We start from the raw sequence: 23,751 nt of genomic DNA, 5'->3' as shown, positions 1-23,751 counted from the left end.
AGTGCATCTTTTATAAGTGAGAGTCATTTTTTATAAACAAAAAGCGTGATATAGCCAAACGAATCCCTACTCCTAATGCCTTTCTTAAAGAAACATACGATACAAAGATACAAATGCAATTTGCCAAATTACTCCGCAGAAATAATGTGCACCATGGTCCAACGCACCCCATTTTTCACCGCAATTTTCTTTTTCACTCATGCCTGTATAAAGCAACTTTCATAAGTTTAACACTTCTCCTTTCGGCTTGTCATACACCCCTTTCTCAAAATAACAGGCTTTCTTCCATTTCTTCTAAAACTATCAAAAGTGTCAACAATCACAATATCTATGTCACATTAAGCGCTCTGCAACACCCACGTATTTTACAAATGTATGATGGCGCTTATCATAATGCAAAACTTGAACACCTTTTAGCAAAGATTGTCCGTAAACTGGCAGTTGCATCACATAGTTCTCATCAAAGCTATTCTGTAACAATTTTAAACTCAGAAACTGTAAACGCTTTTGCGCTCCCCAATGGTTCGATCTACATCACCCGTGGCATGCTGGCATTAGCCAATGATTCTTCAGAAGTTGCAGCCATTTTAGCCCATGAGATAGCACATATCAGAGCCAATCATGGCATTTTACGCCTGCAAAAAGAAGCCCAATTAAAGATGACAAATCACATGTCTTCACGTCTTCTTTCTTCTATTGGCAAAAAACTTCATAACCCTATGCAAAACAAGCAACAACTCGCGCAATTTTCCCGCAATCAAGAGCTGGAAGCTGACTCCCTTGCACTCGAAATGCTCCAACAGTCAGGATATGATCCTTTTGCTTCACCGCGCTTTCTTCAAACAATGGAAGCCTATAGTGCTTTGCGTAATATCTCTGGCACCCAAAATGCCTCTCTAGATTTTTTAGCTTCTCACCCAACTACCCCTCAACGCATTCGGCTTGCGATAGAAAAAGCGCGTAAAATCAGTAAAGGGAATAGTAAAATATCCGATCATGATTCTTTTCTCAAAAGCATTGATGGCATAATTTTTGGAGGAGGCTTTTATACAGGTTTTGTACGAGGCAACCAATTTATTCACCCACAATTGCGCATAGCTTTTTCTGTTCCAAACAATTTTACAATAGAACATTCAGCACACACTGTTTGGGCCAGTGGACCAGATAAAATTGCGATTCGTTTTGACGCTATCCCACATCCTGCTGAAATATCTGCGATTGATTATTTGAAAAGCGGCTGGATTATCGGTCTAGACCAATCATCTATCCGCCCCATCACAATTCAAGGACTTACAAGTCAAGGTTTTCAAAGCCAAAGTTTACTTGGAGCGCGGGCCCATGCTACCAATGATCAATGGCAATTTGATGTGGTTGTCATTCCATTCAACAACCACATCTTTCGTTTTTTGACGGCCGCTCCATATAATTCTCGAAATTTTGCAGAGGTTGCCCAAAAAACGCTACAAAGCTTTCATTCTCTTTCATCTTCACAGTTAAAAAAATTGCAGCCCTTAAAAATCCGTGTTGTTCGTGTTAAACAAGGAGAAACCGTTGCCAATCTTGCAGATAAAATGCAATACACACCATATAAAGAAAAACTCTTTCGCATCCTCAACGCCCTCTCACCAACGCAAACTTTACCCGCAGGTACAAAAGTGAAAATTATTACAGAATAAGCCTTTCTTCTCATCCGTTACAGTTTTGATTCTTTTCTGTCTGTATCACGCCCTCCCCCTTAAAGCATATTCGAAAATAAAGAGGAACACTTTAAAATCCAACTTCATCATGCCTTTATAGGCCTCCGTTTGATATATATTTCCTCCAACTAACTGTGCCCCCTATCTTCCTCTGTTTATCAGTAGCGCCCCCAAGGAGGCATATTCCTAAACAAATATGAACACCCCCTAAAACTGACTTTATCATATTCTCATATGCCCCCACTTAATATATTCTCTTTCCCCCCCAAAAGCCTTTCACTGCTTATATATCGTAAGCATCTTCTGAATGAATCGTAAGGAGAGCGGAACGCAATTTTTGCAAAGCCCTAGCTTCAATTTGACGCACGCGCTCTTTCGAGATTCCTAATTTTTCACCCAAAACTTCGAGAGTCGCACCCTCTTCATTTAAGCGACGAAAGCGAATAATTTCCAACTCCCGTTCGTTGAGAATTTGCAACGCATCGTAAAGCCATTGTGTACGCCGTTGACCATCAATGACTTGCTCAATTAAAGCATCAGGAAGAGGACTCTCATCCACCAACACATCCATCTTTGCAATGGGATTATCACTGTTCTCAGAAACAGAAACACTCAAGGAATTATCAGAACTGGAAAAACGAAAATCCATGGTTTCAACATCACGCACAGAAACGCCGAGTTTTTCAGCGATTGTGCGAAAAATATCCTGTTTCGATAAAGCACTATCATCCTGCACCAGTTTTGCTCTCAAACGCCGAAGATTAAAGAAAAGTGCTTTTTGCGAAGAACTGGTTCCCCCTCTAACAATTGACCAATTTCGCAAAATATAATCTTGGATAGAAGCACGTATCCACCATGTTGCATACGTTGAAAAACGCACTTCCCGATCAGGTTCAAAACGTGCAGCTGCTTCCAATAGTCCCACATACCCTTCTTGTACCAAATCCCCCAATGGCATTTTGAAACGCTTAAAGCGATTAGCAATAGCAATCACTAAACGCATATGAGCCGCTGCAATTTGATGCATGGCATCATCATCGCGTTTGTCTTTCCACCGCAGAGCCAAATCATGCTCTTTTTGTCGTTCAAGATAAGGTGCTTGCATAGCAGAACGCATCATATTACGTCCTAAGCTTTTGTCTGCATCGCTATAATTTTTGCTGCTTTTATAAACAGCATTTGAAAGATTACCCATAATAACCCCTTGCGATTAAAATTTATCAAAATTGATTTGGCAACGACATCATTGTTCTTCGCTTAAAAAGAACGCAAAAGTTGTTAACTTCTGTGACCACTACTTTAACGTGTAATTTTATAATCGCAATTGTTTTTTTTACTGTCATGGTAAAACTTCTTGTCATAAGACACAATTTCACCTGCAAAATGCCTTTACAATATGCCTTTTAGCCTATGAAATATTTGAAAAAACTTTCTCTTCACTTTTCATGACAAAACAGCAAAAAAATAAAGTGATCATGCAAAAGAAATGCCGTTTTTTGATAACCGGTTCCGTTTCCTTTTAAATTGAAGAATTTATTTATGCTTTCAGCTTTACAATACAACTAATAAGTGTAATTTGCAAATATAAAGCATCTAAACTGAATGAAAACTGAATGAAAAAAGAATCATTCAAGTTTTAAAGGCGCAAAGAAACAGCAAAAAATGACAAGAGTGATTGAAGCAAACGCAACAAACGTGTTAAAGAAAGAGCACCATTATGAAATTATCGCAAAAAGCTTTTGACCAGTGCCACACTGAGAAAGAAAATGATCATGGATAGCAAGATTGTTCAACAGAATGAGATTCTTCAAGATGATATTCTCATTGAAAAACACGGAAGGGGTAAATTTGAAGGTTTTCGTTTTTATGCCAACAAAAACAGTACCGATCAAATAGCTGGGAAGCAAATTTCGACAGAAATAGAGAATGAGAATTTGATTCTTGCTTTTTCCAAACGCGCGACACGTTTTTGTGCTTGTGCAAATGGAGATTTTACCCTCAGTTCTGATGGAATTGTGCGCTGGATTGGTCAACCCGTAGGACAACTTGTAGCAACAGAAGATTTTTTCAAACCAAAACTGATTGTTTTAGCAGATGAACAACTCACGGGAGAATCCCGCAATAACGTTGTGAAACGATTAGAACGCTTTGTCACCTTTCATTTTGAAACGACTTTAAAACCCCTGTTTGATTTGCGCAATGCTGATAATTTAACGGATTTAACAAACAGTCTTGCTTCACAACTTTTTAACTCTTTAGGGATTTTACCACGCCGCGAAGTCTTAGACATTGTCAAAAACCTTGCGCAAGAATCACGTGCCGTTCTTCGGCGTCTAGGCGTGCGTTTTGGCGCTTTTCATATCTATGTTGCCGGAATGCTTAAACCTGCTCCGGTTCAAGCCATTACTCTCCTGTGGAATCTTCAAAATGCGGGACAAGATCAAACTGGTTTGGGTGAAGTTTTTTCAGCATTATCTGCTGGTCGAACCTCTTTAATTGTTGATCCTACCTATAACCGCCAATTTTATCAATTAGCCGGCTACCGAATCTTAGGACAACGTGCTGTACGGATTGATATTTTAGAACGTCTTGCCAATCTCATCCGTCCCGCACTTCATTGGAAACAAGGAAGTGATCCTAAACCCGATGGAGCCTATGATGGCAAAAGTTTTTTTGTTACACCAGCCATGATGTCCATTCTTGGGGCCAATGGAAACGATATGGAAGAAATCCTCAAAGGACTTGGTTATCAATCGTACAGCATAAGCAATACTGTTTTTGAACAAAATCTCTTTGCACACCAAGCCTCTTCCCCTGTCAATGAGACAAAGCAAGATGTTCCTGCAGCAGAATGCGTTGGAAGTCAATGGCAAACAATAAGCGATTTAGAAACAACACGAGAAGAAAAAAATACCTCATTCCCAAACACTTTATCCTCTAGTATTGAACAACATCTCCATAAAACCAATCGCTTACCAGCAGCTGAACCTGTTGGGAATTTTGCCAAATCCCCTCGCTCTACAGAAGAAGATAAAGTTATTTTGTTATGGCATTATAAGCATCAATTTCCCCACCATGCACAAAAAAAACGTGATAAATTAGGAAATAAGTGGCAAAATAAATCGAAGAACGCTGTAAAAAAAGCGGAATACAAAAATGAAAATTCCCCTCAAGAAGCACCATCACAAGCAAAACGCTCTCATAAGTTCCACAAATCCCAAGGAAAACATGCAAATCATAAGCCCTTTCAAAAAGAAAAGCGCCTTAATCCTGATTCACCTTTTGCGAAACTAGCTGTACTACGCGATCAACTCACCAATCATAAAAACACGCACACACTTTCCTCTAAAGAGAATTAAAGTAACAAATGGAGTTTGATCTTGACCCACGTAGTAACCGACAACTGCATTCACTGCAAATATACGGATTGCGTTGAAGTCTGCCCAGTTGATTGTTTTTATGAAGGGGAAAATATGCTTGTTATTCACCCCGATGAATGCATCGATTGTGGTGTTTGCGTGCCAGAGTGCCCAGCAGAAGCGATTTTACCTGATACAGAACCAGGATTAGAAAAGTGGTTAGAACTCAATCTTCATTATGCAAACAAATGGCCTAATCTAACCACCAAAAAAGATCCTCTTCCTCAAGCAAAAGAAATGGATGGTGTTCCAAATAAATTAGAAAAGTATTTTTCAGAAAATCCAGGAAGTGGCGAAGAGTAATGATAAAGTGTACACTCTCCTCCTTCAACGATTGAAAGACTTCTCTTGTAAAAATAAAAAATCCTTAAGCGAAATGATTGATTCTTTTAAATTTTGATGTTAGTGTTATTTTAACATGATCATCTTTCTAAGTATTTTTCTTTGCTTGTTATAGTAAAGCGGTGTATTTTTTTTTGATTTAAAAGTACTCGGCTTTTATGCTCACTTAATTGGTACAATATACTTGGTTAAAGAAAACTCAACCCTCAGGTTTATAACCTGTTTTCCGATACATTTGTTGATCATAAGGGAGTAAACTAAAATATGGCATCCCAACATGGAACGTCTTCCAAGACCAAAGAATTTGCAACCTCTGAATATATCGTCTACCCTACGCATGGAGTAGGACAAATTATAGCGATTGAAGATCAAGAAGTTGCAGGACATAAATTAAAACTTTTTGTCATTCATTTCGCGAAAGATAAGATGGATGTCAAAGTCCCCATTGCAAAAGCCCTTTCCGTTGGAATGCGTAAATTATCTGCTAGTGATTCTGTCGAACGTGCCTTAAAAGTTTTACGTGGAAAAGCACGCGTTAAACGGACCATGTGGTCACGTCGTGCACAAGAATATGATGCTAAAATCAACTCAGGAGATCTTATTTGTATCGCCGAAGTGGTCCGTGATCTTTTCCGCTCTAATCTACAGCCTGAACAATCTTACTCTGAGCGCCAACTTTATACAGCTGCTCTTGAAAGAATGGCCCGTGAAATTGCGGTTATCAATAGTCTTTCTGAAACAGAAGCTATCAATCTCATAGAGATGCATCTCTCCAACAAGCCGGAACGCGAGTTTAAAACTGAGAGAGAAGAAACAGATGAAAACAGTAAAGCTGTCTACGCTGCATAATACACTCTTTCATCATAATGATGATATTTCGATAAAACCAGCGAAAAGCTGGTTTTATTTTTTAACATCCTCTCTGCCCTTAAGGACAAAGTTTCTTAACCAGCGCCAATCTATAAACAATCTAACTTTTCGACAAATTCCTCCTCCTTATTTTCTTTCTTCATAGATAACAAACTGATTAATCATCATAATCTAGCATTATTCATATTAAATTAGAATCTTGAATATGGTAAGATTTCTCATTTTAAATTGCTCTCATGTTGAAGCAATCAAATCACTTGCTTGTCAATCACAAGAGGAGCTGATCTGTGGGTAAAAACTGTATAAAAAGAGTGAGATACTGTCTCAAGCACCAAAGGATATACCAACATTGGAATCTGGCAAGATGTGTAAGGGCGGGGGCTTGCTTTTTTATTTAAGCGTAAAGAGCATAGTGCCGTTTATACACTACACCCGAGACTTTACCATTTACCCTTCTACAAAACCATTATAACATTCAAAAACGCCGTCATAAAATGGATGCCACAAATATTGAAAAATATTCCTTTAAAAAAAGCGTGACAGTACAACATAAGCATATTTTGTCTTGGGCGCTCTATTTTGCATGAGAAGCATTCCCCCCATTAAAGAACGCGATAAAAAAAACATGAACTAAAACCATCATCTCCATTCTGTAAAAGGCATTCCAAATACTTTTGAAAGCAGTAAAGCTCACTTAAAAAATAACAATAAAAATGAACGTTAGCATTGCCCTTTCAATTTCATACTTTTCCCAAATGAGGTTTCTTATTTCAGAGATTAGGAGATATACGCAATATTCTTACTCCAATCGGACACAAAAAAATCTAGAATGATTCATAGAACTCTTAAAAGTCTCAATCTCTGTTTCAAGCAAACCGCCAAAGATTGGATATTCTCAGCAGGAATTGTCCATATATCATCTTTAATCTGATTCACGAATATGACGCAAAGGATTAATACGAACGCCTGTCAGGATAAGCAAACGCAAAGCCAATTGTGTTATGTTTTGTGTTTTACAGAGTAACTTATAAAAGGAAAGAACATCTCTCCAATCCATGGCTGGTCTATGAGTGGTTTTATGACGTTGTTTGCCTAAGAGTGCGCGTGCTTTTTTTGCTTGTAAATCAACATCCAAACCCAAAGCAACCGCATGCTTAAGACAACGATTAAGACGCTTCAGTGCTTTATCTGCTGTTACAGCTTTTGCATGCCAAATAGAGGCAAGGGTATTGCGTATCTCTGTTTGCGTAATCTCTGAAACGGGTAGACAGCCTAATTTGGGGAGAATATGGAGGCGTAAATGTAAAAACCAATTACAAGCTTCACCATCATTTTTTAATTCAGCTTTACGGCTTTCAAAAGCATCTAGAGCAATGTTTTTTAAATAATGGAGATTACGCATTGCCTCACACTTTTGTTTATCGCGTTCTTTAATGGGGTCACGCCCCTCACGTAAAACAGCACCCCACCCAATTGCCAATTCACGGGCTTGTTTAAAGAAACATCTCGCAACGCTCCCAAGCCCATTTCGCGGCCCCCGTGAAAGGTATAACGGTAAATCCATTGACCACCCCCATCTCTTACGTTTGTGAAGAAGCAAGCCGGTACCATCATTATATTTTCCAGCTCGTGGGTGTTACGACAGCCCTTGGCTTTTAAGACTCTTCATAAGAACCATTTTTAGTTCTTTCTTATACAAATTTTATCCACACACTCATCCCACTTGTGACGTGCAAGCAAGCGGTTTTGATTAATTTTAGATAGAGCGATTTGAAATGAGTGAATCTTACGTTATTCGGGGGTCTAATCCAATATGAAAAAACTGAATTATATATATAAATCAATATGTTGTCTAGTGATGAACAGATAACAAAAAATCATAAACTTAGGTAAGCAACACCATAAAATCATTCATAAACCAGCTATGAACTGGAAAAACGTACCGGCTTTGTAAAATACTTTGCTACCCCCACACATAACATATTTGGTTTTAAGTTTACTTATTTTTACAAGCTGTTCCCAACAAATCCCTTATATTCACAAAAATACGAAAAATATATGGAAAATTCTTAGTTCAAAAATATGAAAAGACAGCGTGATATTTATAGAAGAGTCTCATATACCTTTATCATAAAAAGCACTAAAGATTATTGAATCTGTATAGCTTTTGTCTTGTAACGGTTTTCTCTTTTCTGCTCATAAGAAAGCACGCTGATATCAGCATACACCTAACCCCAATGTTACAACAATTCTTACATTTGAAAATATTCATTATAGACATTTTTTCCTTTTTTATAGAGTTTTTACCCACATGCCAGCCCCACTTGTGACCGAAAAGCAAGTGATTGTCATTGATTCAACATAGGGAAAAATTTGAAATGAGAAAATCCTACGATAGATCTTCCATTTAAGGCGCAAAACAACAAATGATCTCTATAAATCAATGTAATGTCGATCTCTATTTTTTAAGGAGAATCACATGTCACAATATAAGTCTATAGACAAACCATTGCCTTAAATATTCTCATAAAAAACACCGTTATGCTTTATGCTTAAAGCCTTACATGGATCAACCGCCTTAAAGACGATATTTAACGGTCTAATAGGATTCTCTCTACGGTCAATAAAGATTAAGTGTGATACAAAATGATTCTATTACTGAGCTAACTTATATCAATACCCAAGCTCTTAACGAAGTCATCATAAAAGACACTGATACAAGCAATCCTTTATAGCCTCTCAAGAAAACAAGACAATCATCTCCCACAATAGAATCATTTTTCTACAGAAAAACTTTATCCCACACATGTTTTCAAGAAAAAGTGAAAAACGCATCTTACCCAATGCATTCACTAATGAAATAAAAGAAGTTCACCAATGGAAAAGAAAGAAAACGCTAAAGTTTTAACTACTAAAACGGAACGCCCACGATACATTCCCTGTTCCACATCGATAGAAGACGATGCAAGGGAACCTCAACATTCATCTTAAAGCGAAAATGCATGCCCCAAGCGTGCATTGATCGATGAAATAAAAGAAGTTCACCAATGGAAAAGAAAGAAAACGCTAAAGTTTTAACCACTAAAACAGAACGCCCACGATACATTCCCTGTTCCACATCGATAGAAGACGACGCAAGGGAACCTCAACATTCATCTTAAAGCGAAAATGCACGCCCCAAGCGCGCATTGATCGATGAAATAAAAGAAGTTGACCTCTGGAAAAGAAAGAAAACGCTCAGTCTTTAACCACTAAAACAGAACGTCCACGATACATTCCCGTTTTCAAATCAATGTGATGAGGACGACGTAATTCACCAGAATTTTTATCTTCGATATAAGTCGGCGCCTTCAGAGCATCAGCCGAACGGCGCATGCCCCTCTTCGCTGGAGAGGTTTTTCGTTTAGGTACAGCCATAAAAAGACACTCCAAATCCATTAAAACAGAAAAAGCAATGTCAAAAATGACAATGCTTCATTTAAAACACCATAAAATTTGAGGATATTATACACTGATAAAAAAGAAGAGGCAATGTCAAAATGATCCCCCTCTTACCAAAAATGACCTTCCTGTTATCAAAAATGGTGTCACAATAATCAAATGAATATCAAAAACACTGCAAAATTTGAGAATTTTATACACCAATGAAAGCTTTTTTATAAGACCTTCATTTAATTTTTATTTGGTTTCAAAAGGGATTAGCGCATACAGTAGAGATACGGATAAAAAGAGAAGTTGATTTTTAATAAAAAATGACGCCAATTTATGAAAACAAGAAAAAGCGACAACCTTTCTCTTTAAATTTCATAATTTCATTTTTGTAAAAACAAAGGAAGCAAGAATGCACGAATTTACCACCCTTCTTGCAAAACATAGAGAAACCGTTGAAAAACGGCTTGATACCCTGTTAAGTGATCAAATCCAAAATGGTGAAATTTCACGCCCTAAAAACTTAATCAAAGCCATGCGCTATGGTGTGCTGAACGGTGGAAAACGCTTGCGTCCTTTTCTTGTAATTCAAAGTGCTACACTTTTTGACGTCCCTGTAGAACATTCTCTTGATGTTGCATGTGCCTTAGAATGTGTCCATTGTTATTCGCTCATTCATGATGATCTTCCCGCTATGGATAACGATACACTCCGGCGTGGAAAACCCACCGTCCATATAGCATTTGATGAAGCAACAGCAATTCTAGCAGGCAATGCCCTCTTAACATTTGCCTTTGAAATCATTGCTCATAAAGGTAGTACTTTATCTACAGATATTAGAATCAAGCTGATCACGTCCCTTGCACAATCGGCAGGACTTGGCGGTATGTTAGGTGGACAAATGCTAGACCTTGAAGCTGAAAAAAGACCGCAAGAAAGTACTGACATCATCACTCTACAACACATGAAAACAGCAGCCCTAATAAGCTTTGCTTGCCAAGCAGGCGCCATCATTGGCAATGCATCTAAAGAATTAACCGAAAAGCTTACTGATTTTGGTACCTATCTTGGTTTAGCCTTTCAATTAACTGATGACCTTCTTGATGTCACCGCCAACACGCAAACCCTAGGAAAAACGGCTGGGAAAGATAAAACGGCACAAAAAGCCACTTTTATTCGCCTTTATGGCATTAAAGAAACACAAAAAAAACGCGATGAACTGATTACAAAAGCAGAAGCACTTTTACATCCTTTTGGCACCAAAGCAAAACCGCTCCAACAAGTCGCCCACTTTAGTGCAACACGCAAAAATTAAACTTCACCCGCCCTACTTTTACACCTTCATCTTTGTTGAATGCATAATAGACTTTTCAAAGAGACTTCAATATCGTAGGTCTGCATTATAGCTCCTATCATGAAATGGATGTGCCAAATATTGAGAGGTGTTTCATTAAAACAAGCGCGCGTGAATTGATAACACAAATACATTCTAGGCATCCTATTGTGCTTGAAAAACGCCCCACTCATCAAAGAATGAAAGAAACAAAAACGGTAAAGCAATGCGTAATATTCAGGCTTTAAAAGATATCGCCATGGATGCTTTAAAGCCGAATAAAAAAACAACCGTAAAGAAAGAAACTCGTTTCTCCTTTATATCTTTAATCTTCTAACGATAAGGTAAAAAATAAACAGAATAAATATAAAACAGAGCATTTTATAAACCCGCAAAAGACAATAAAAATGCCGATTGGCTTTGTAGCCTTATCAAAATCATCTGTTGTTCATTGCCAACCGTAGAAGTACAATGCCCTCAGTAAAGAGTCGTAATTTTTATGCCTTTCCACGCTATCTTGTTGTAAAAGATCAAATATGGTTACATTCTGTAAATTCACTCGTGTATTGTTGCTCTCTAAAAACACTTTTACAAAAGTGCTGATTGTTTAGTTTAAGCATCATTTTTTTGAAACTCGTATTTAAAATATCAGAAAAAAATGAACATAATGGCTATTTTGATTTTTATGCCACCCTCAAAGAACAAAATCTTTTAACCTAATCTACTCTGTAAACAGTCTAGTGTCCTACCGAGTAGGTTTCTCTCGTTTTCCACGCATGCGATTCACTTAAACTAAAGACGCGATAAACAAGACTTAAGAATATTCACCATGCACTTCTTAAAATACTTAATGTATCAAACAGGATACCTTCACTACCCTTCAAATGACGGTATGTTACGGCATAACAGGATAAATAAAGTCATCAATTTCAATAACACGAAAAAAAAATATTATTACCGATCTCTCTTTTCTTAGCAAGAAAGATATAAAACATTTGATTTATAATGATAATTCATGTTTTTCAACTTGAATAAGAACCCTAAATACCGTAAGATTCTTTCATTTCAAATCTGTGTATATTGAATCAATCAAAATCACTTGCTTGCACCTCACAAGCGGGAAAAGCCGTGTGGAGCAAAACATCAAAGAAAGGACTAAAAAATGCCTCTTATGAACCGGCTTAAAAGCCATGGGCTGTCCACAACATTAGGAGCTAGCAAAGTGAATGATTGTGTCGGCACGCTCCTTCAAAAGCAGAAACATTTTTATTTACAAAAGTGTGTAATAACTTCAATTTAATAATAATCATGGTCACTATACAACTTTAATTCATCACGCTCTTTATCTCGTTGATTCAATTCATCACATAAAAAGAGAATTGATAAAATTAAACAGAGAATGATCATTGCAACAGAAAGATAAAAAAAGTCCTTATTATTATATATAAAAGCGCAATCTAATTTGTGATAAGTCGTTTTTCAACCCAAGTGCAAATTTGCTCCTTTAAGTGCAGTTTTCTTATTAAGATGAAAAGCATCATTGTAAATGAACCTATACCTGTTGCCAAAGCTGGAAAATATGTCCACCTTTTGAAGCCATAATAAACAAACATGCAACAGGGCCAAGAAAATGCCACGATTATCAAGAGTAGTATAGCCATTTAATATCCTTCGAGAGAACTTTGCTCGTTAAATGTCATTTGTAAATTCCTCTTGGTTGCATCATGTTATATATCGTGTGGAGCCCTCTGCAAAAACGTGCTATTTTTCTAGTATTTTCACTATGACCAGCGTTCATACTAGACACGAGATCAATAATTTGTATTGTAGAACTGATGCCATTTCCGCTTGAAGAATTAAGAAATTTTTTCGCGTAATCAATCATGGGGTCAGTAGAATTCATAGACATATTATAGGCCCAAATAAAATCGCTTTCTTTCCAGTTATAGTCATAACGCAAACTGCTTATGACATTGGGTAACATTGCCCATGACATCTCCTCATTATAATCACCACGCAATAAATTAACAAAGCGTCCACATAAAACAATAAGTATGTGACGATGCCATATAATATCAAATTTTGGCGCTATATTCTGATAGCCACGACTATAGATGAAGTTTCTTGCTTGTTCTTGCTTTTGAAAATGTTCAAAAGTCTCGTATTTTTCACTGATATATTCTTCGTAAAGTTTATTGTACTGCTCTAGACTATCTACACGCGTACATCCTAACAATACAAATACAGAAAAAAGAGTTATAAATGTTATAATAGGCGTTATAGATAACGATTTCATCGCTTTACCTTTTAATGACTATAATTTGTAGAACTTAACAGATTTCTATTAAATATATCAATATGTGTTTATTTATTTTTGTTTATATCAAATTATACTTAACGATATTGCTGTTTTTAGTTTTATGATTTCTCCAAGAAGAAGGGATCATTCAAAATCCGTACAAATAGGTTTTCTTTACTATCTGAAAGTATTTTCTAACGTCAGAACATGCAGAGTTCACTCTGCAACCAAAGAGAAAATACCCTAAATAAGAATGAAAGATGTAAGAAAACATTTCAATAAGATGATGTGTATTTTAAAAAAAGCAATGGTAAAATCCGCTAACTATACCAACAATAAAATCGATCATGAGGAAATCCGATTAGGACAGGCTAGAATTGTCCTCCCGCTTATTAAACACTGCGTAGCAAGACATTTCCGAAAAATATAAGCGAAAACAGGAAAATTGTTGTGCACTATCACCATTCCTTAATAAGTATATAATCCGGTACAATCATGTTCTCTATCAGCTTCTCATCTTGCCAACAACTCTTAGCGTTCAAGAATATTCATGAGAAGCCTTTTTACTTCTTTTTTATGATTTTTACACTACGCCCACTTATAATGTACAAGAAACATGATTTTGATTAATATACATAGATTTGCAATAAGAAGAACGGACAATATTCAGCTTTCTCATTCAACATGAAAACAATGATAAGACTTATAAATCAAAGCCTTGATCCACTATAATGCCCGATGAGACATGCGTGATAATGATAAGTAAATATTCTCACAGAGCTTTTTTGAGATTTCCTTCTAAAAAAAACACTGCCAACAAGTAAATCAATAAATAAACAGCAAAAATATAAACGAGCGAGAAAAAGCCAAACATATCGACCATATACGCACTCATGTAAAAAAATACCAAGAGGCTCAATCTTCCAACGGTTGACAAGAAAGATTCATATGTAGCCCTGAAATGATCACTAATACTATCATGCAAAACAACTTCTACACGAAGATATGTATACTTAATGAGATAAAAAATCATACAGACTAAAATGATAGCAATTTCTTTTTTCGGTTCAAAAAAAGCAATGGTAAAAATCAGTAAAGCCGAAAGAAACAACAGTAAAATAAAATTCACTCTTTCACTTAGTTTTGTAAAGAGAAAACTAGCCAAGAGCTGAGAGAGCAATATCAATGAAAATGTCACACCAAGATCAAAATAAGTGACATTAATATGATGATCTTTAAATATCCACTGCCAATACTGCGAGAATATATTGAAAAAAATCAATGAAAAATAAAAGCATAAAGAAATATAAGGAACTTTAATAAAAATAGACAACATTTCCTTAGCTTCACAAATGAGAGAATTCACTTTATTTGGTTTTTTCTCCCCCTTCAAGTCATCAAGAAAAAACAAACCAAATAGTGTTGTCATCAACATTAAAAACGCCGCGATATACCATATATATTGGCTTGAATAATCAGCAAAATATGCACCGATTAAACTGAATATAAACATGCCGATGTAATTATATTGAGAGCTCGCTCCCAGCACTTTTTTAGTCGATGTCACTTTTGCTTTTGCATATTGAACAAGTAAAGCATTATAAGCCCCCGCAATCAATGTCAGCGATAAGGCATTAAAAGATTCTGCTAAAAGAAAACCGTAAAAGCTTGTAGAAAATCCCATGAGACATAGCCATGTAGCAGCAAAAGCCGCTGCCAAAACAATCGATATTTTATAACTTTTTCTATCGGCAAAATATCCCAGAGGAATATCTGTAACCATCATAATAAAAGCCTGAAACGACTTAATGATCCCGATATCAATAAGAGTTAGCCCTTTTTCAAGCATATAAAAGACAATAAAGGCACCTGTTAAAATTCTTATACCGTTAAATAAAAATCCAAATGCTAATATACTGGTCATGCATTCCCCCAATAACACCCAAAAAGGCACCATATACATCATTTTATATCAATATAAAAAGCTTATATTTCACGACAAATAGGGCAATAACCGCTATAAGGATCTCCAATCCTATCAATTTGATACCCCGAAAAATTCTGGGAAAATGCCTAAAAAATCAATAAACAATGTTCTTTCTATAATTTGACATTTGTCAAAATCCGCTAAATATTTCACTGTCTCAAAAGCAGCCCAAAAACCAGCAACAACATTTACGGATCTATTAAAGTATTCATATCATTTTTCTTAATAGTCTTAACACACTCAAGCTCATTAATATCCTTCATAAGCTTCTCATTCTAAAACAGGCATATCATCTGGTTTTACCTAAAATAATAAGCAACCAACAACAGTATTGACCATAGCTAAAGCAGCACACAACAGCACCCTCTTCAAATTGAAGACAGCTTGTTTAAAAAAACGACACACCCTTTTTACTTCAACCTTATGCGATTTTTACCTCAACCTTGCCCAAAGCGTGTATGAATATAATCACTCAAAAGCGCTTCAAATTCTTCAGCAATGTGATCACCCCGCAAAGTTTTTACCTTTTGTCCCTCAATAAAAACAGGTGCCGCTGGACTTTCCCCCACTCCAGGCAAAGAGATTCCAATATCCGCATGTTTTGACTCCCCCGGTCCATTGACGATACATCCCATCACAGCCACCTTCAAACTTTCAACCCCAGGATATTTTTCACGCCAAACGGGCATATTTTTGTGTAAATCCGCTTCAATTTTTTGTGCCAATTGCTGAAATACTGTCGAGGTCGTGCGACCACATCCAGGACAAGCAGCAACAACAGGCAAAAATTGTCGAAACCCCATTACTTGCAAAAGTTCTTGTGCAACTTTGACTTCTCGTGTTCGATCACCACCAGGTTCAGGAGTTAATGAAATTCGTATCGTATCGCCAATCCCTTGCTGTAATAAAATGCCCAAAGCCACCGAAGAAGCCACAACCCCTTTTGTTCCCATCCCTGCTTCTGTCAAACCCAAATGGAGTGCATAATCACAACGCTCTGCCAAGGCAATATAGACAGCAATAAGATCTTGGACATCACTCACTTTAGCAGAAAGAATAATTTTATCACGTCCCAATCCTAACTCTTCTGCTAAAGCAGCCGAAAGCAAAGCCGACTGAACAACAGTTTCCCGCATCACTTCAGCCACAGATAAGGGTTTTTCTTGCTGTGCATTTTCATCCATAAGCCGTGTTAACAACGCATTATCAAGAGAACCCCAATTCACACCAATGCGAATAGGTTTATGATACCGACAAGCAATCTCTATAATTTCCGCAAATTGGCGATCTTTTTTTGCACCAAAGCCAACATTTCCAGGATTGATGCGATATTTTGCAAGCGCCTCAGCACACGCAGGATGCTCTGATAAAAGCTTATGACCAATATAATGAAAATCCCCCACCAATGGGATAAAAAAACCTAACCTCTCCAATCGCTCCCGTATTTTTGGGACAGCAGCTGCTGCTTCATCGCGATCAACAGTAATCCGAACCAATTGAGACCCAGCTTGCCAAAGAGCAGAAACCTGCGCAACAGTTGCATCAACATCCGCTGTATCTGTATTGGTCATTGACTGGACAACAATCGGGCTCTTCCCCCCAACGATCACATCACCAACAGCAACACCAACAGACCGACGACGCTCAAGTGGTTTAGATAAAGGATAGGTCGTACTCATCAAGTCCTCAAATTTTTAAAACCTGCGCTATCAATCATCGTTTATATCGACTTCCTCCGCGCCTCAAAGGACGAAAATTATACCACCCACCAATCTTAACAGATTGCTCTCAAAAGGTTCTACCTACTAACACTGATGCAATACAATTCATAGGTGGATTCATTCTATAGACGCACCGGATAAGTTCTACTACTTCTGTTCAAGTTTATACTTCTACACTTGGTTGCTTCAAAAAGAAACTGAAACAAAACAGAGACAATACTGTATTTTTAAGTTGCATGCCGATACCTTACATCAATGTCATCACAAAACAGTGTTTTACAACACAACAGATAACGCCTAACAAAGCGCAATTTTTAAAAATGCATGAAAGACATCGCCAAATTAATCCAACATATTGATTTGTAATAATCTATTTTTACAAATTTAAATGGCAAACCCAAATATCGTAAGATTTCCTCATTTTAAATCTTCTTAATTGAATCAATCAATGCCACTCCCTACAGCCACAAGAGAATAGATAGATAAAAATTTCTTATAAACTATTTCAAGTGCCAAAAGTTATCCCAACACTTTAAACAAACAAAAAAATGAAGACATCGCCCACCATCTTTATGAATGAACCTTACACCATTTTGTAAAAATTTTTACCTTACATCCTTAACAAACACCATCACGAAATGAACTCGAGTACATTAAAAAATGCCTCATTAAACCCAAACTCTTAACTATCATCTCACCCACGCGCGGCATGATCAATGCAACCTTTCAATTTTCAAGCCGTTATAGCAAAACCCCAAACACAGTTCCAACGATCATGCAACAATTTAACATATGAAGGAGTCAATAAATGTGTCTATTTCCACCCCATAGAAAAAATGCTAAAATTAAAAAACGTATAGCACAATTAAAAAGAGAGCTGGTTCCCGTAAATTATTGGAGTTCTCAAAATGATAGCTTTGAAAACATTTCTGAGCTGTTTAACACATGGAAACAAAAAGGCCGTCACGCACTTTATCACCTCAACGAACATGCTACAGAATTAAAGAAAAAAGCGAAAGAAAATCCTAAAAAAACCCTCGCATTAGCAGCAGGAGTCGTTTTAGTAAGCTTCTTGCTGATCCGTAAAAATTAATAACACAAGCAACAACCTCCCCTTTTAATGCCCGACTCAAAACGGGCATTTTTATGGTTTACAAAATATAAACTTTACGTCTTCCTCCTAACTTTACGCCCTCTCCCAAAAGGATAAGTTTTTCATCCGCCTCATCCGTCTTTGATTTCCTCCCCACACCTCAAAGAATGGAGATTCCTACCAGTCACCGGACTGTCAACAGTCCAGCATCTCTCGGCAGGCTTCACCTGCTGACCATTTACGCGGTTCACTTTATAGGCGCGATAGACAAGCCCTGCCCTGAATACTGATCAAGATATCTAAAAAACACTTAATATGTAAAGCTTGTCATGCCTTATATCACCGCTCTAAACAACGCTGTTTTACGGCATAACAGGATAATCCAACTTTTTATCTCGCAGACTCTTCCGCTGTCCACCCATGTGGTTCGTATCACCTCACCTCAAAGGACAGTGTTGTGCAAAACCACAGGCAAAGCTTCCAATACTCCATCCCCCTACCGAGTTAGTTCAAAAGAAATGGAAGTGAGTAAAGATGCATGCGCTTTAATGTTCTAAAAAGCATTATTTTACAGCATAACAAATAAGAACTTTAAGAGCTTTAAAAGATGTATCATAAAAAACCAAACGAAATCTTCCAACGTGAATACCCACTTGCTATAAAAAAGTGGCATAAAAATTAAACTGAAAAAACCCAAAATTTTATCCTCCAGAATCGACCCGTTGCGAAGTATCTACATACGTAACCACGGACATCCCAGGGATGAGCTTTTCAATTCCTTCCTGCCCAGGATCTAAAGCAATCCGTACTGAAATACGTTGCGCAATTTTAATAAAATTACCAATAGTTGTATCTGTTTTTAACAATGAAAACTCTGAGCCTGTAGCAGGTGCAAAACGAACCACACGCCCTGTTAACTTTTTGTTGTTCAATGCATCAACAGAAAAAACAACCGGTTGTCCCACACGCATCTGAGAAAGTTGCGTTTCCTTATAATTAGCAATAATCCAAATATCATCAGAAATAACAGAGACCAATTGTGTCCCCGGCATAACATATTGCCCTACCCGCGCTCCAACTAATCCAATATAGCCTGTTCGAGGAGATAAAATCTTTGTGTGATCGAGATTAAGTTTTGCTAACTCAACACTCACCTTTGCTCCCGCAATTTCTGACTGTAAACTTTGCCGTTCAAGATTTAATTGTTTTTGCAATTGTCGTTTTGTTTCCAATGCCGTCAAAAGTTGTGAAAGAGGACGAGAAACAGAACTTGCCGTATCACCAAAACCTAACTTTTTACTTTCAGGGACAATATTGGAGAATGCTCGTGAACGCGCCAATTCGACTTCTGCAGCATTAATTTCGCCCTGCAAAAGCTGTGCTTGCAATTCAATACTTGCTAGTTTTGCATTTTTTGAATCGAGAATAGCCTGTGCCCGTGCAAGCTGCTGACGAAAAAGAGAATCATCGAGCTCAAAGAGCAGCATTCCCTTTTCAACGCGTTGATAATCTTGCACATAAATCCGCGCGATCACCCCAGAGATCTGTGAACTAACCAGCGTAACATTGCCCTTAATGGAAGCATTATCCGTTATTTGGATGTGACTCACAAAAGGAGGAAGTCTCCAAGCCCATAAAATCAGTAAAACACCCGTAATACCTGATAGGAATGCAATAATTGTAGCTTTTGATCGTAATGCTTTTATCATTTTTTGCACCCCTCTTTCTATGACATTACTCTACTTTTCTAATGCTCGCAAAGAGCATGACTTAACAATCATTGTGACAAGAAAAATAACGAATGCAATCATTGAAATATAAAAATAAAGCCTAAAAACGTCATCATAAGCAAAAATATTTGCTGTTAACTTAAATTTTTCTATCAACATAGAAGTACCCTGCTCACTCCCCAAGCCATTGGGAACAGAGACACCATAAGAAGGCGAAAACAAAGTATTCATCTCACCAGAAATAAGTGGATCAGTAACAACAATATTTTGTGTTAAAGACTCAAAGTTCTTATGGGCAAAATAAAACTGTAGGCTGCCAAAAAAAGCAGACCCCATCAATCCCCCTGTCACTTGCGTTAACAAAAAAACAGCAATAAAGCTTAAAACATAACGCGGACCTCTCTCACCAGCGAGCACAAACCCTTTGAAAAGAGCAGGCGGCAAAAACAGTGCATAACTAAAACTCACCAATCCTTGGCTCAACATCATATCTTGCGGACGCGTTAAATGGTTTACACGACTATCTAAATAAGCTCCCAGCGCCAAACAACCCAAAGATAACAAATAAAAATAATCCTCACGCCCCGCTCGTAAAAAAAAGACGCAAACAGCTCCCCCTAACAAAATACCTAGTACCACAGCAAGATACATGGGCGCCATTTCACGATTAAGCAAACCAAAAAGATTAAAAAAGCCTACGGGCAAATTTGACCGCTCTAACAAGAAAACATGAAAGATAAATAAAATAAAAACAGATTGGACCATTTCCTTACTGAAAATCCACCGGAGATCAATCAACGGTTTTTCTCTATTAAGCTCAATAATAATAGCAATAGCCAATGAGAAAATGGCAAGTGCGAGCCCCCAACCAATCCATGGTGCTTCATACCACCAATACAATATGCCAACAGACATAATCACGGCATTTAATCCAAGACCAAGAGCAATCAAACCATAGCTTATCCAATCTAACTTTTGAATCACCTTACTGCGAACAACAGGCGTTAGGGGCAAAGTATAGATACAAACCAAGCTGATGAGAACCAATCCCATTTCCAGCGCGGAAAGACTGGAAAAACCACCATGTTCCAGCAAATCAGGAGAAATCAAACGTGATAAAGGTGCCGCTAAAGCAGCATTCATATAATTCAAGCTAAGACCAATAGTAAACTTCTTTGCTGGAGCAAAAGCCTCCATCATATAAAGCAGAGCAAGCGAAGCCAAAGGTGCAGCAGCAATCCCAGCAAAAAAGCGAATAATCAATGCAGAACGCAAATCCGTAACAAAGAGCTGTAAAACACAAACCAAAACGAAGCCAAGGATTGATAATTCAGCAAAAGCGCGCAACCCAAATTGATAGCGAATTTTGATCAACATAATTGCTATACTTACATTTGGCGCCATATAGGCCGCTACCAACCATGTTGTCTCGGTCAAAGTTGCGTGAAAATCACCGGTCAGATGGACAATGTTAGACTGAACAATATTAGCCCCTAAACCATAAGCCCATTGCAAAATAAGAGAAGCCAAAATATAAACAAAGCACTTTGGCAAAGGCCCTGCAAAAACACGACCAGGACGAGGAAAAGGTTTTCCGCTCCTTTTAGCAGACACAACCGTACTCTTTTTCCCGCTCATGTCACCTTTTCCTGTCTACCCTTGCTACGCCTCTATCAACGAAGAACCATCAGCTGACAATTGCTGGAAAAAAGCCTCTATTTTATGTTTATCCTCATCACTTGCTCCCCCCTTTAACGTCGCTTGAACTTGCAAAATCTGCTGTTCTAATACATCAAAAGAAAGATGCTCTACAGCCACAACATGCTCTACCAATAAAGAGCAGCCTGAAAAGGTAATATTTGCAACACCTCCACATACAGCAAATAATTTCTCACCTAAAGAAGTGCGAACACGAACACTGCCCAACACAATACTTGCCACCAATGGCGCATGATGCGCCATAACTGTTAAAGAACCTGAGGCTGAAGGAAGAACAACAGACACGACCTGATCTGAAAACACAATTTTTTCAGGCGATACAAGCTCAAACAAAAAATGCTCTTCTCTATTGTTTTCCACAAAAGTCTCCACAATACCCGATATAAGGACTTTCCGTTTTTTTCAACGACTCGTCCTTTTTAACGACAAAATATTCATGACAGTTTTCTTCTTAATAAGAAATTTCCTACTAAGAAGCCTCTGCCATAAGACGCTTTCCTTTTTCAAGTGCTTCATCAATCGAACCAACCATATAAAAAGCAGCTTCTGGCAAATCATCATAATCGCCAGCACAAAGACCTTTAAAACCTTTGATTGTCTCTTCTAAAGGGACGAGTTTTCCCGGTGAACCAGTAAAGGCTTCCGCCACATGGAAAGGTTGCGAAAGGAAACGTTCAATTTTACGTGCCCGTCCCACCAGCAATTTGTCGTCTTCAGAAAGTTCATCCATTCCAAGAATAGCAATAATATCCTGAAGTGCCCTATAACGTTGTAAAATAGTTTGCACTTGACAAGCAACCGTATAATGCTCTTCCCCCACAATCAATGGATCCAACATACGCGAGAAAGAGTCAAGCGGATCAACCGCTGGATAGATTCCCTTTTCAGCAATAGAGCGCGAAAGAACTGTCGTTGCATCCAAATGGGCAAAAGACGTTGCCGGTGCTGGATCTGTCAAGTCATCTGCAGGAACATAAATTGCTTGAACAGAGGTAATAGAGCCTGTTTTTGTACTGGTAATACGTTCTTGCAAAGCCCCCATATCCGTTGCCAAAGTTGGCTGATACCCCACAGCAGAAGGAATACGCCCTAAAAGAGCAGATACCTCAGCTCCTGCTTGCGTGAAACGGAAAATATTATCCACAAAGAAAAGAACATCTTGTCCTTCATCACGGAAACTTTCCGCAATTGTCAATCCTGAAAGAGCCACACGCGCACGTGCTCCTGGGGGTTCATTCATTTGTCCGTAAACAAGCGCACATTTTGACCCTTCCGTTGAACCATTATTCTCTCTTGGATTCACATTCACGCGACTTTCGATCATTTCATAATAAAGATCATTTCCTTCACGCGTACGTTCTCCCACACCAGCAAATACAGAATAACCACCGTGTGCCTTTGCAATATTGTTTATAAGTTCCATAATGAGAACGGTTTTTCCAACACCAGCACCACCAAACAAGCCAATTTTACCCCCTTTAGAATAAGGAGCTAACAAATCCACGACTTTAATACCAGTGACGAGAATTTCTGAAACCGTTGATTGCTCAACATATTCAGGCGCTTCTTGGTGAATAGAACGCGTTTTAGTTGCAGGAATTGGTCCCACATTATCCACCGGCTCTCCAATCACATTCATAATACGTCCCAATGTTGCTTCTCCTACAGGAACGCTAATTTGCGTTCCTGTATCCACAACCTTTTGGCCCCGCATCAGACCATCAGTTGTATCCATAGCAATCGTACGCACAGTATTTTCACCCAAATGCTGAGCAACTTCCAACACCAAACGATTGCCTAAATTCTCTGTTTCCAAAGCATTGAGAATATTTGGCAATGCGCCTTCAAATTGCACATCAACGACAGCACCAATAACCTGCTTGATCACACCAACAGCGCCTTTTTCCTGCTCTTCTTTTTTTGCGGATATATCTTTTTTTACAGGCGTATCTTTAGCTGCACTACGCGCAGATGCAGACGAAGCCTTAACACCCGCTTGAGATTTCGAAGCGGCTTTTTTCACGCTGGAACGAGCAACTGGTTTCTTTTTTTCACCTTTTTCTGTTCCTTTGCTTGAGGTTACTGCTTTTACCATCAATCCTTACCTTTTCC

Annotated in this window: 16 protein-coding genes and 1 pseudogene; 6 read left to right on the top strand and 11 right to left on the bottom strand. The window is 37.9% G+C overall.

Annotation, left to right across the window (positions count from 1 at the left end; all coding sequences use genetic code 11):
* Nucleotides 1–113: 113 nt before the first annotated feature.
* Nucleotides 114–1,676 carry a M48 family metalloprotease gene (locus ACFIN0_RS02405; protein ID WP_375701836.1) on the top strand — a complete coding sequence of 521 codons (1,563 nt, stop codon included), beginning with the start codon at nt 114–116 and terminating at the stop codon, nt 1,674–1,676.
* Nucleotides 1,677–1,980: 304 nt separating this feature from the next.
* Here the strand turns inward: ACFIN0_RS02405 and ACFIN0_RS02400 are convergent, their stop codons facing one another.
* Nucleotides 1,981–2,892 carry an RNA polymerase factor sigma-32 gene (locus ACFIN0_RS02400; protein ID WP_142415995.1) on the bottom strand — a complete coding sequence of 304 codons (912 nt, stop codon included), beginning with the start codon at nt 2,890–2,892 and terminating at the stop codon, nt 1,981–1,983.
* Between the two features lie 577 nt (nt 2,893–3,469).
* Between ACFIN0_RS02400 and ACFIN0_RS02395 the strand changes: the two genes are divergently transcribed.
* The 3 genes from ACFIN0_RS02395 to ACFIN0_RS02385 all read left to right on the top strand — a co-directional run bounded on the left by ACFIN0_RS02395 (nt 3,470) and on the right by ACFIN0_RS02385 (nt 6,307).
* Nucleotides 3,470–5,056 (top strand): hypothetical protein, encoded by a 1,587-nt coding sequence (locus ACFIN0_RS02395; RefSeq protein ID WP_375701835.1) that lies wholly within the window; start codon nt 3,470–3,472, stop codon nt 5,054–5,056.
* A gap of 21 nt (nt 5,057–5,077) precedes the next feature.
* Nucleotides 5,078–5,419 (top strand): ferredoxin FdxA, encoded by a 342-nt coding sequence (gene fdxA, locus ACFIN0_RS02390; protein ID WP_015856977.1) that lies wholly within the window; start codon nt 5,078–5,080, stop codon nt 5,417–5,419.
* 303 nt (nt 5,420–5,722) lie between these two features.
* Entirely contained in the window at nt 5,723–6,307 is a 585-nt protein-coding gene (locus tag ACFIN0_RS02385; protein ID WP_273790499.1) for a CarD family transcriptional regulator, read from the top strand.
* 906 nt (nt 6,308–7,213) lie between these two features.
* On the opposite strand, the pseudogene ACFIN0_RS02380 reads toward ACFIN0_RS02385, so the two are convergent.
* The 3 genes and pseudogenes from ACFIN0_RS02380 to rpmF all read right to left on the bottom strand — a co-directional run.
* Nucleotides 7,214–7,955: pseudogene (locus ACFIN0_RS02380) on the bottom strand (tyrosine-type recombinase/integrase); the annotation flags it as partial.
* Between the two features lie 1,284 nt (nt 7,956–9,239).
* The gene (locus tag ACFIN0_RS02375) at nt 9,240–9,434 is read right to left on the bottom strand and encodes a hypothetical protein (RefSeq protein WP_375701834.1); all 195 of its coding nucleotides are present in this window, start codon (nt 9,432–9,434) and stop codon (nt 9,240–9,242) included.
* 131 nt (nt 9,435–9,565) lie between these two features.
* On the bottom strand, nt 9,566–9,745 hold the full coding sequence (rpmF, locus tag ACFIN0_RS02370; protein ID WP_005774555.1) for a 50S ribosomal protein L32: 180 nt from the start codon (nt 9,743–9,745) through the stop codon (nt 9,566–9,568).
* A 424-nt stretch (nt 9,746–10,169) separates the two neighbouring features.
* Between rpmF and ACFIN0_RS02365 the strand changes: the two genes are divergently transcribed.
* Nucleotides 10,170–11,072, top strand: a complete 903-nt coding sequence (locus ACFIN0_RS02365) for a polyprenyl synthetase family protein (RefSeq protein ID WP_375701833.1) — start codon at nt 10,170–10,172, stop codon at nt 11,070–11,072.
* A gap of 1,714 nt (nt 11,073–12,786) precedes the next feature.
* On the opposite strand, the gene ACFIN0_RS02360 is transcribed toward ACFIN0_RS02365, so the two are convergent.
* The 3 genes from ACFIN0_RS02360 to ispG form a co-directional block, all read right to left on the bottom strand.
* Complete coding sequence (locus ACFIN0_RS02360; RefSeq protein ID WP_375701832.1) at nt 12,787–13,386, bottom strand: hypothetical protein; 600 nt, start codon at nt 13,384–13,386, stop codon at nt 12,787–12,789.
* 775 nt (nt 13,387–14,161) lie between these two features.
* On the bottom strand, nt 14,162–15,313 hold the full coding sequence (locus tag ACFIN0_RS02355) for an MFS transporter (protein ID WP_375701831.1): 1,152 nt from the start codon (nt 15,311–15,313) through the stop codon (nt 14,162–14,164).
* A gap of 500 nt (nt 15,314–15,813) precedes the next feature.
* Nucleotides 15,814–17,055 (bottom strand): flavodoxin-dependent (E)-4-hydroxy-3-methylbut-2-enyl-diphosphate synthase, encoded by a 1,242-nt coding sequence (gene ispG, locus ACFIN0_RS02350; RefSeq protein WP_375701830.1) that lies wholly within the window; start codon nt 17,053–17,055, stop codon nt 15,814–15,816.
* Between the two features lie 850 nt (nt 17,056–17,905).
* Between ispG and ACFIN0_RS02345 the strand changes: the two genes are divergently transcribed.
* The gene (locus ACFIN0_RS02345; RefSeq protein ID WP_375701829.1) at nt 17,906–18,190 is read left to right on the top strand and encodes a hypothetical protein; all 285 of its coding nucleotides are present in this window, start codon (nt 17,906–17,908) and stop codon (nt 18,188–18,190) included.
* 701 nt (nt 18,191–18,891) lie between these two features.
* Here ACFIN0_RS02345 and ACFIN0_RS02340 read toward each other — a convergent pair.
* From ACFIN0_RS02340 to atpD, 4 genes are all read right to left on the bottom strand, one after another.
* Nucleotides 18,892–19,899: an HlyD family secretion protein gene (locus ACFIN0_RS02340; protein WP_375701828.1), complete on the bottom strand. Its 1,008-nt coding sequence runs from the start codon at nt 19,897–19,899 to the stop codon at nt 18,892–18,894.
* 30 nt (nt 19,900–19,929) lie between these two features.
* Nucleotides 19,930–21,558, bottom strand: a complete 1,629-nt coding sequence (locus tag ACFIN0_RS02335; RefSeq protein WP_375606579.1) for an MFS transporter — start codon at nt 21,556–21,558, stop codon at nt 19,930–19,932.
* A gap of 24 nt (nt 21,559–21,582) precedes the next feature.
* Complete coding sequence (atpC, locus tag ACFIN0_RS02330) at nt 21,583–21,999, bottom strand: ATP synthase F1 subunit epsilon (protein WP_375606580.1); 417 nt, start codon at nt 21,997–21,999, stop codon at nt 21,583–21,585.
* Between the two features lie 109 nt (nt 22,000–22,108).
* Nucleotides 22,109–23,734 (bottom strand): F0F1 ATP synthase subunit beta, encoded by a 1,626-nt coding sequence (atpD, locus tag ACFIN0_RS02325; RefSeq protein WP_375701827.1) that lies wholly within the window; start codon nt 23,732–23,734, stop codon nt 22,109–22,111.
* Nucleotides 23,735–23,751 lie beyond the last annotated feature (17 nt).

The organism is Bartonella sp. AA89HNZF (genome assembly GCF_042196905.1).
Taxonomy (GTDB): Bacteria; Pseudomonadota; Alphaproteobacteria; order Rhizobiales; family Rhizobiaceae; genus Bartonella.
The sequence above is the reverse complement of the archived record's forward strand: the minus strand, read 5'-3'. Positions and strand labels throughout refer to the sequence as shown.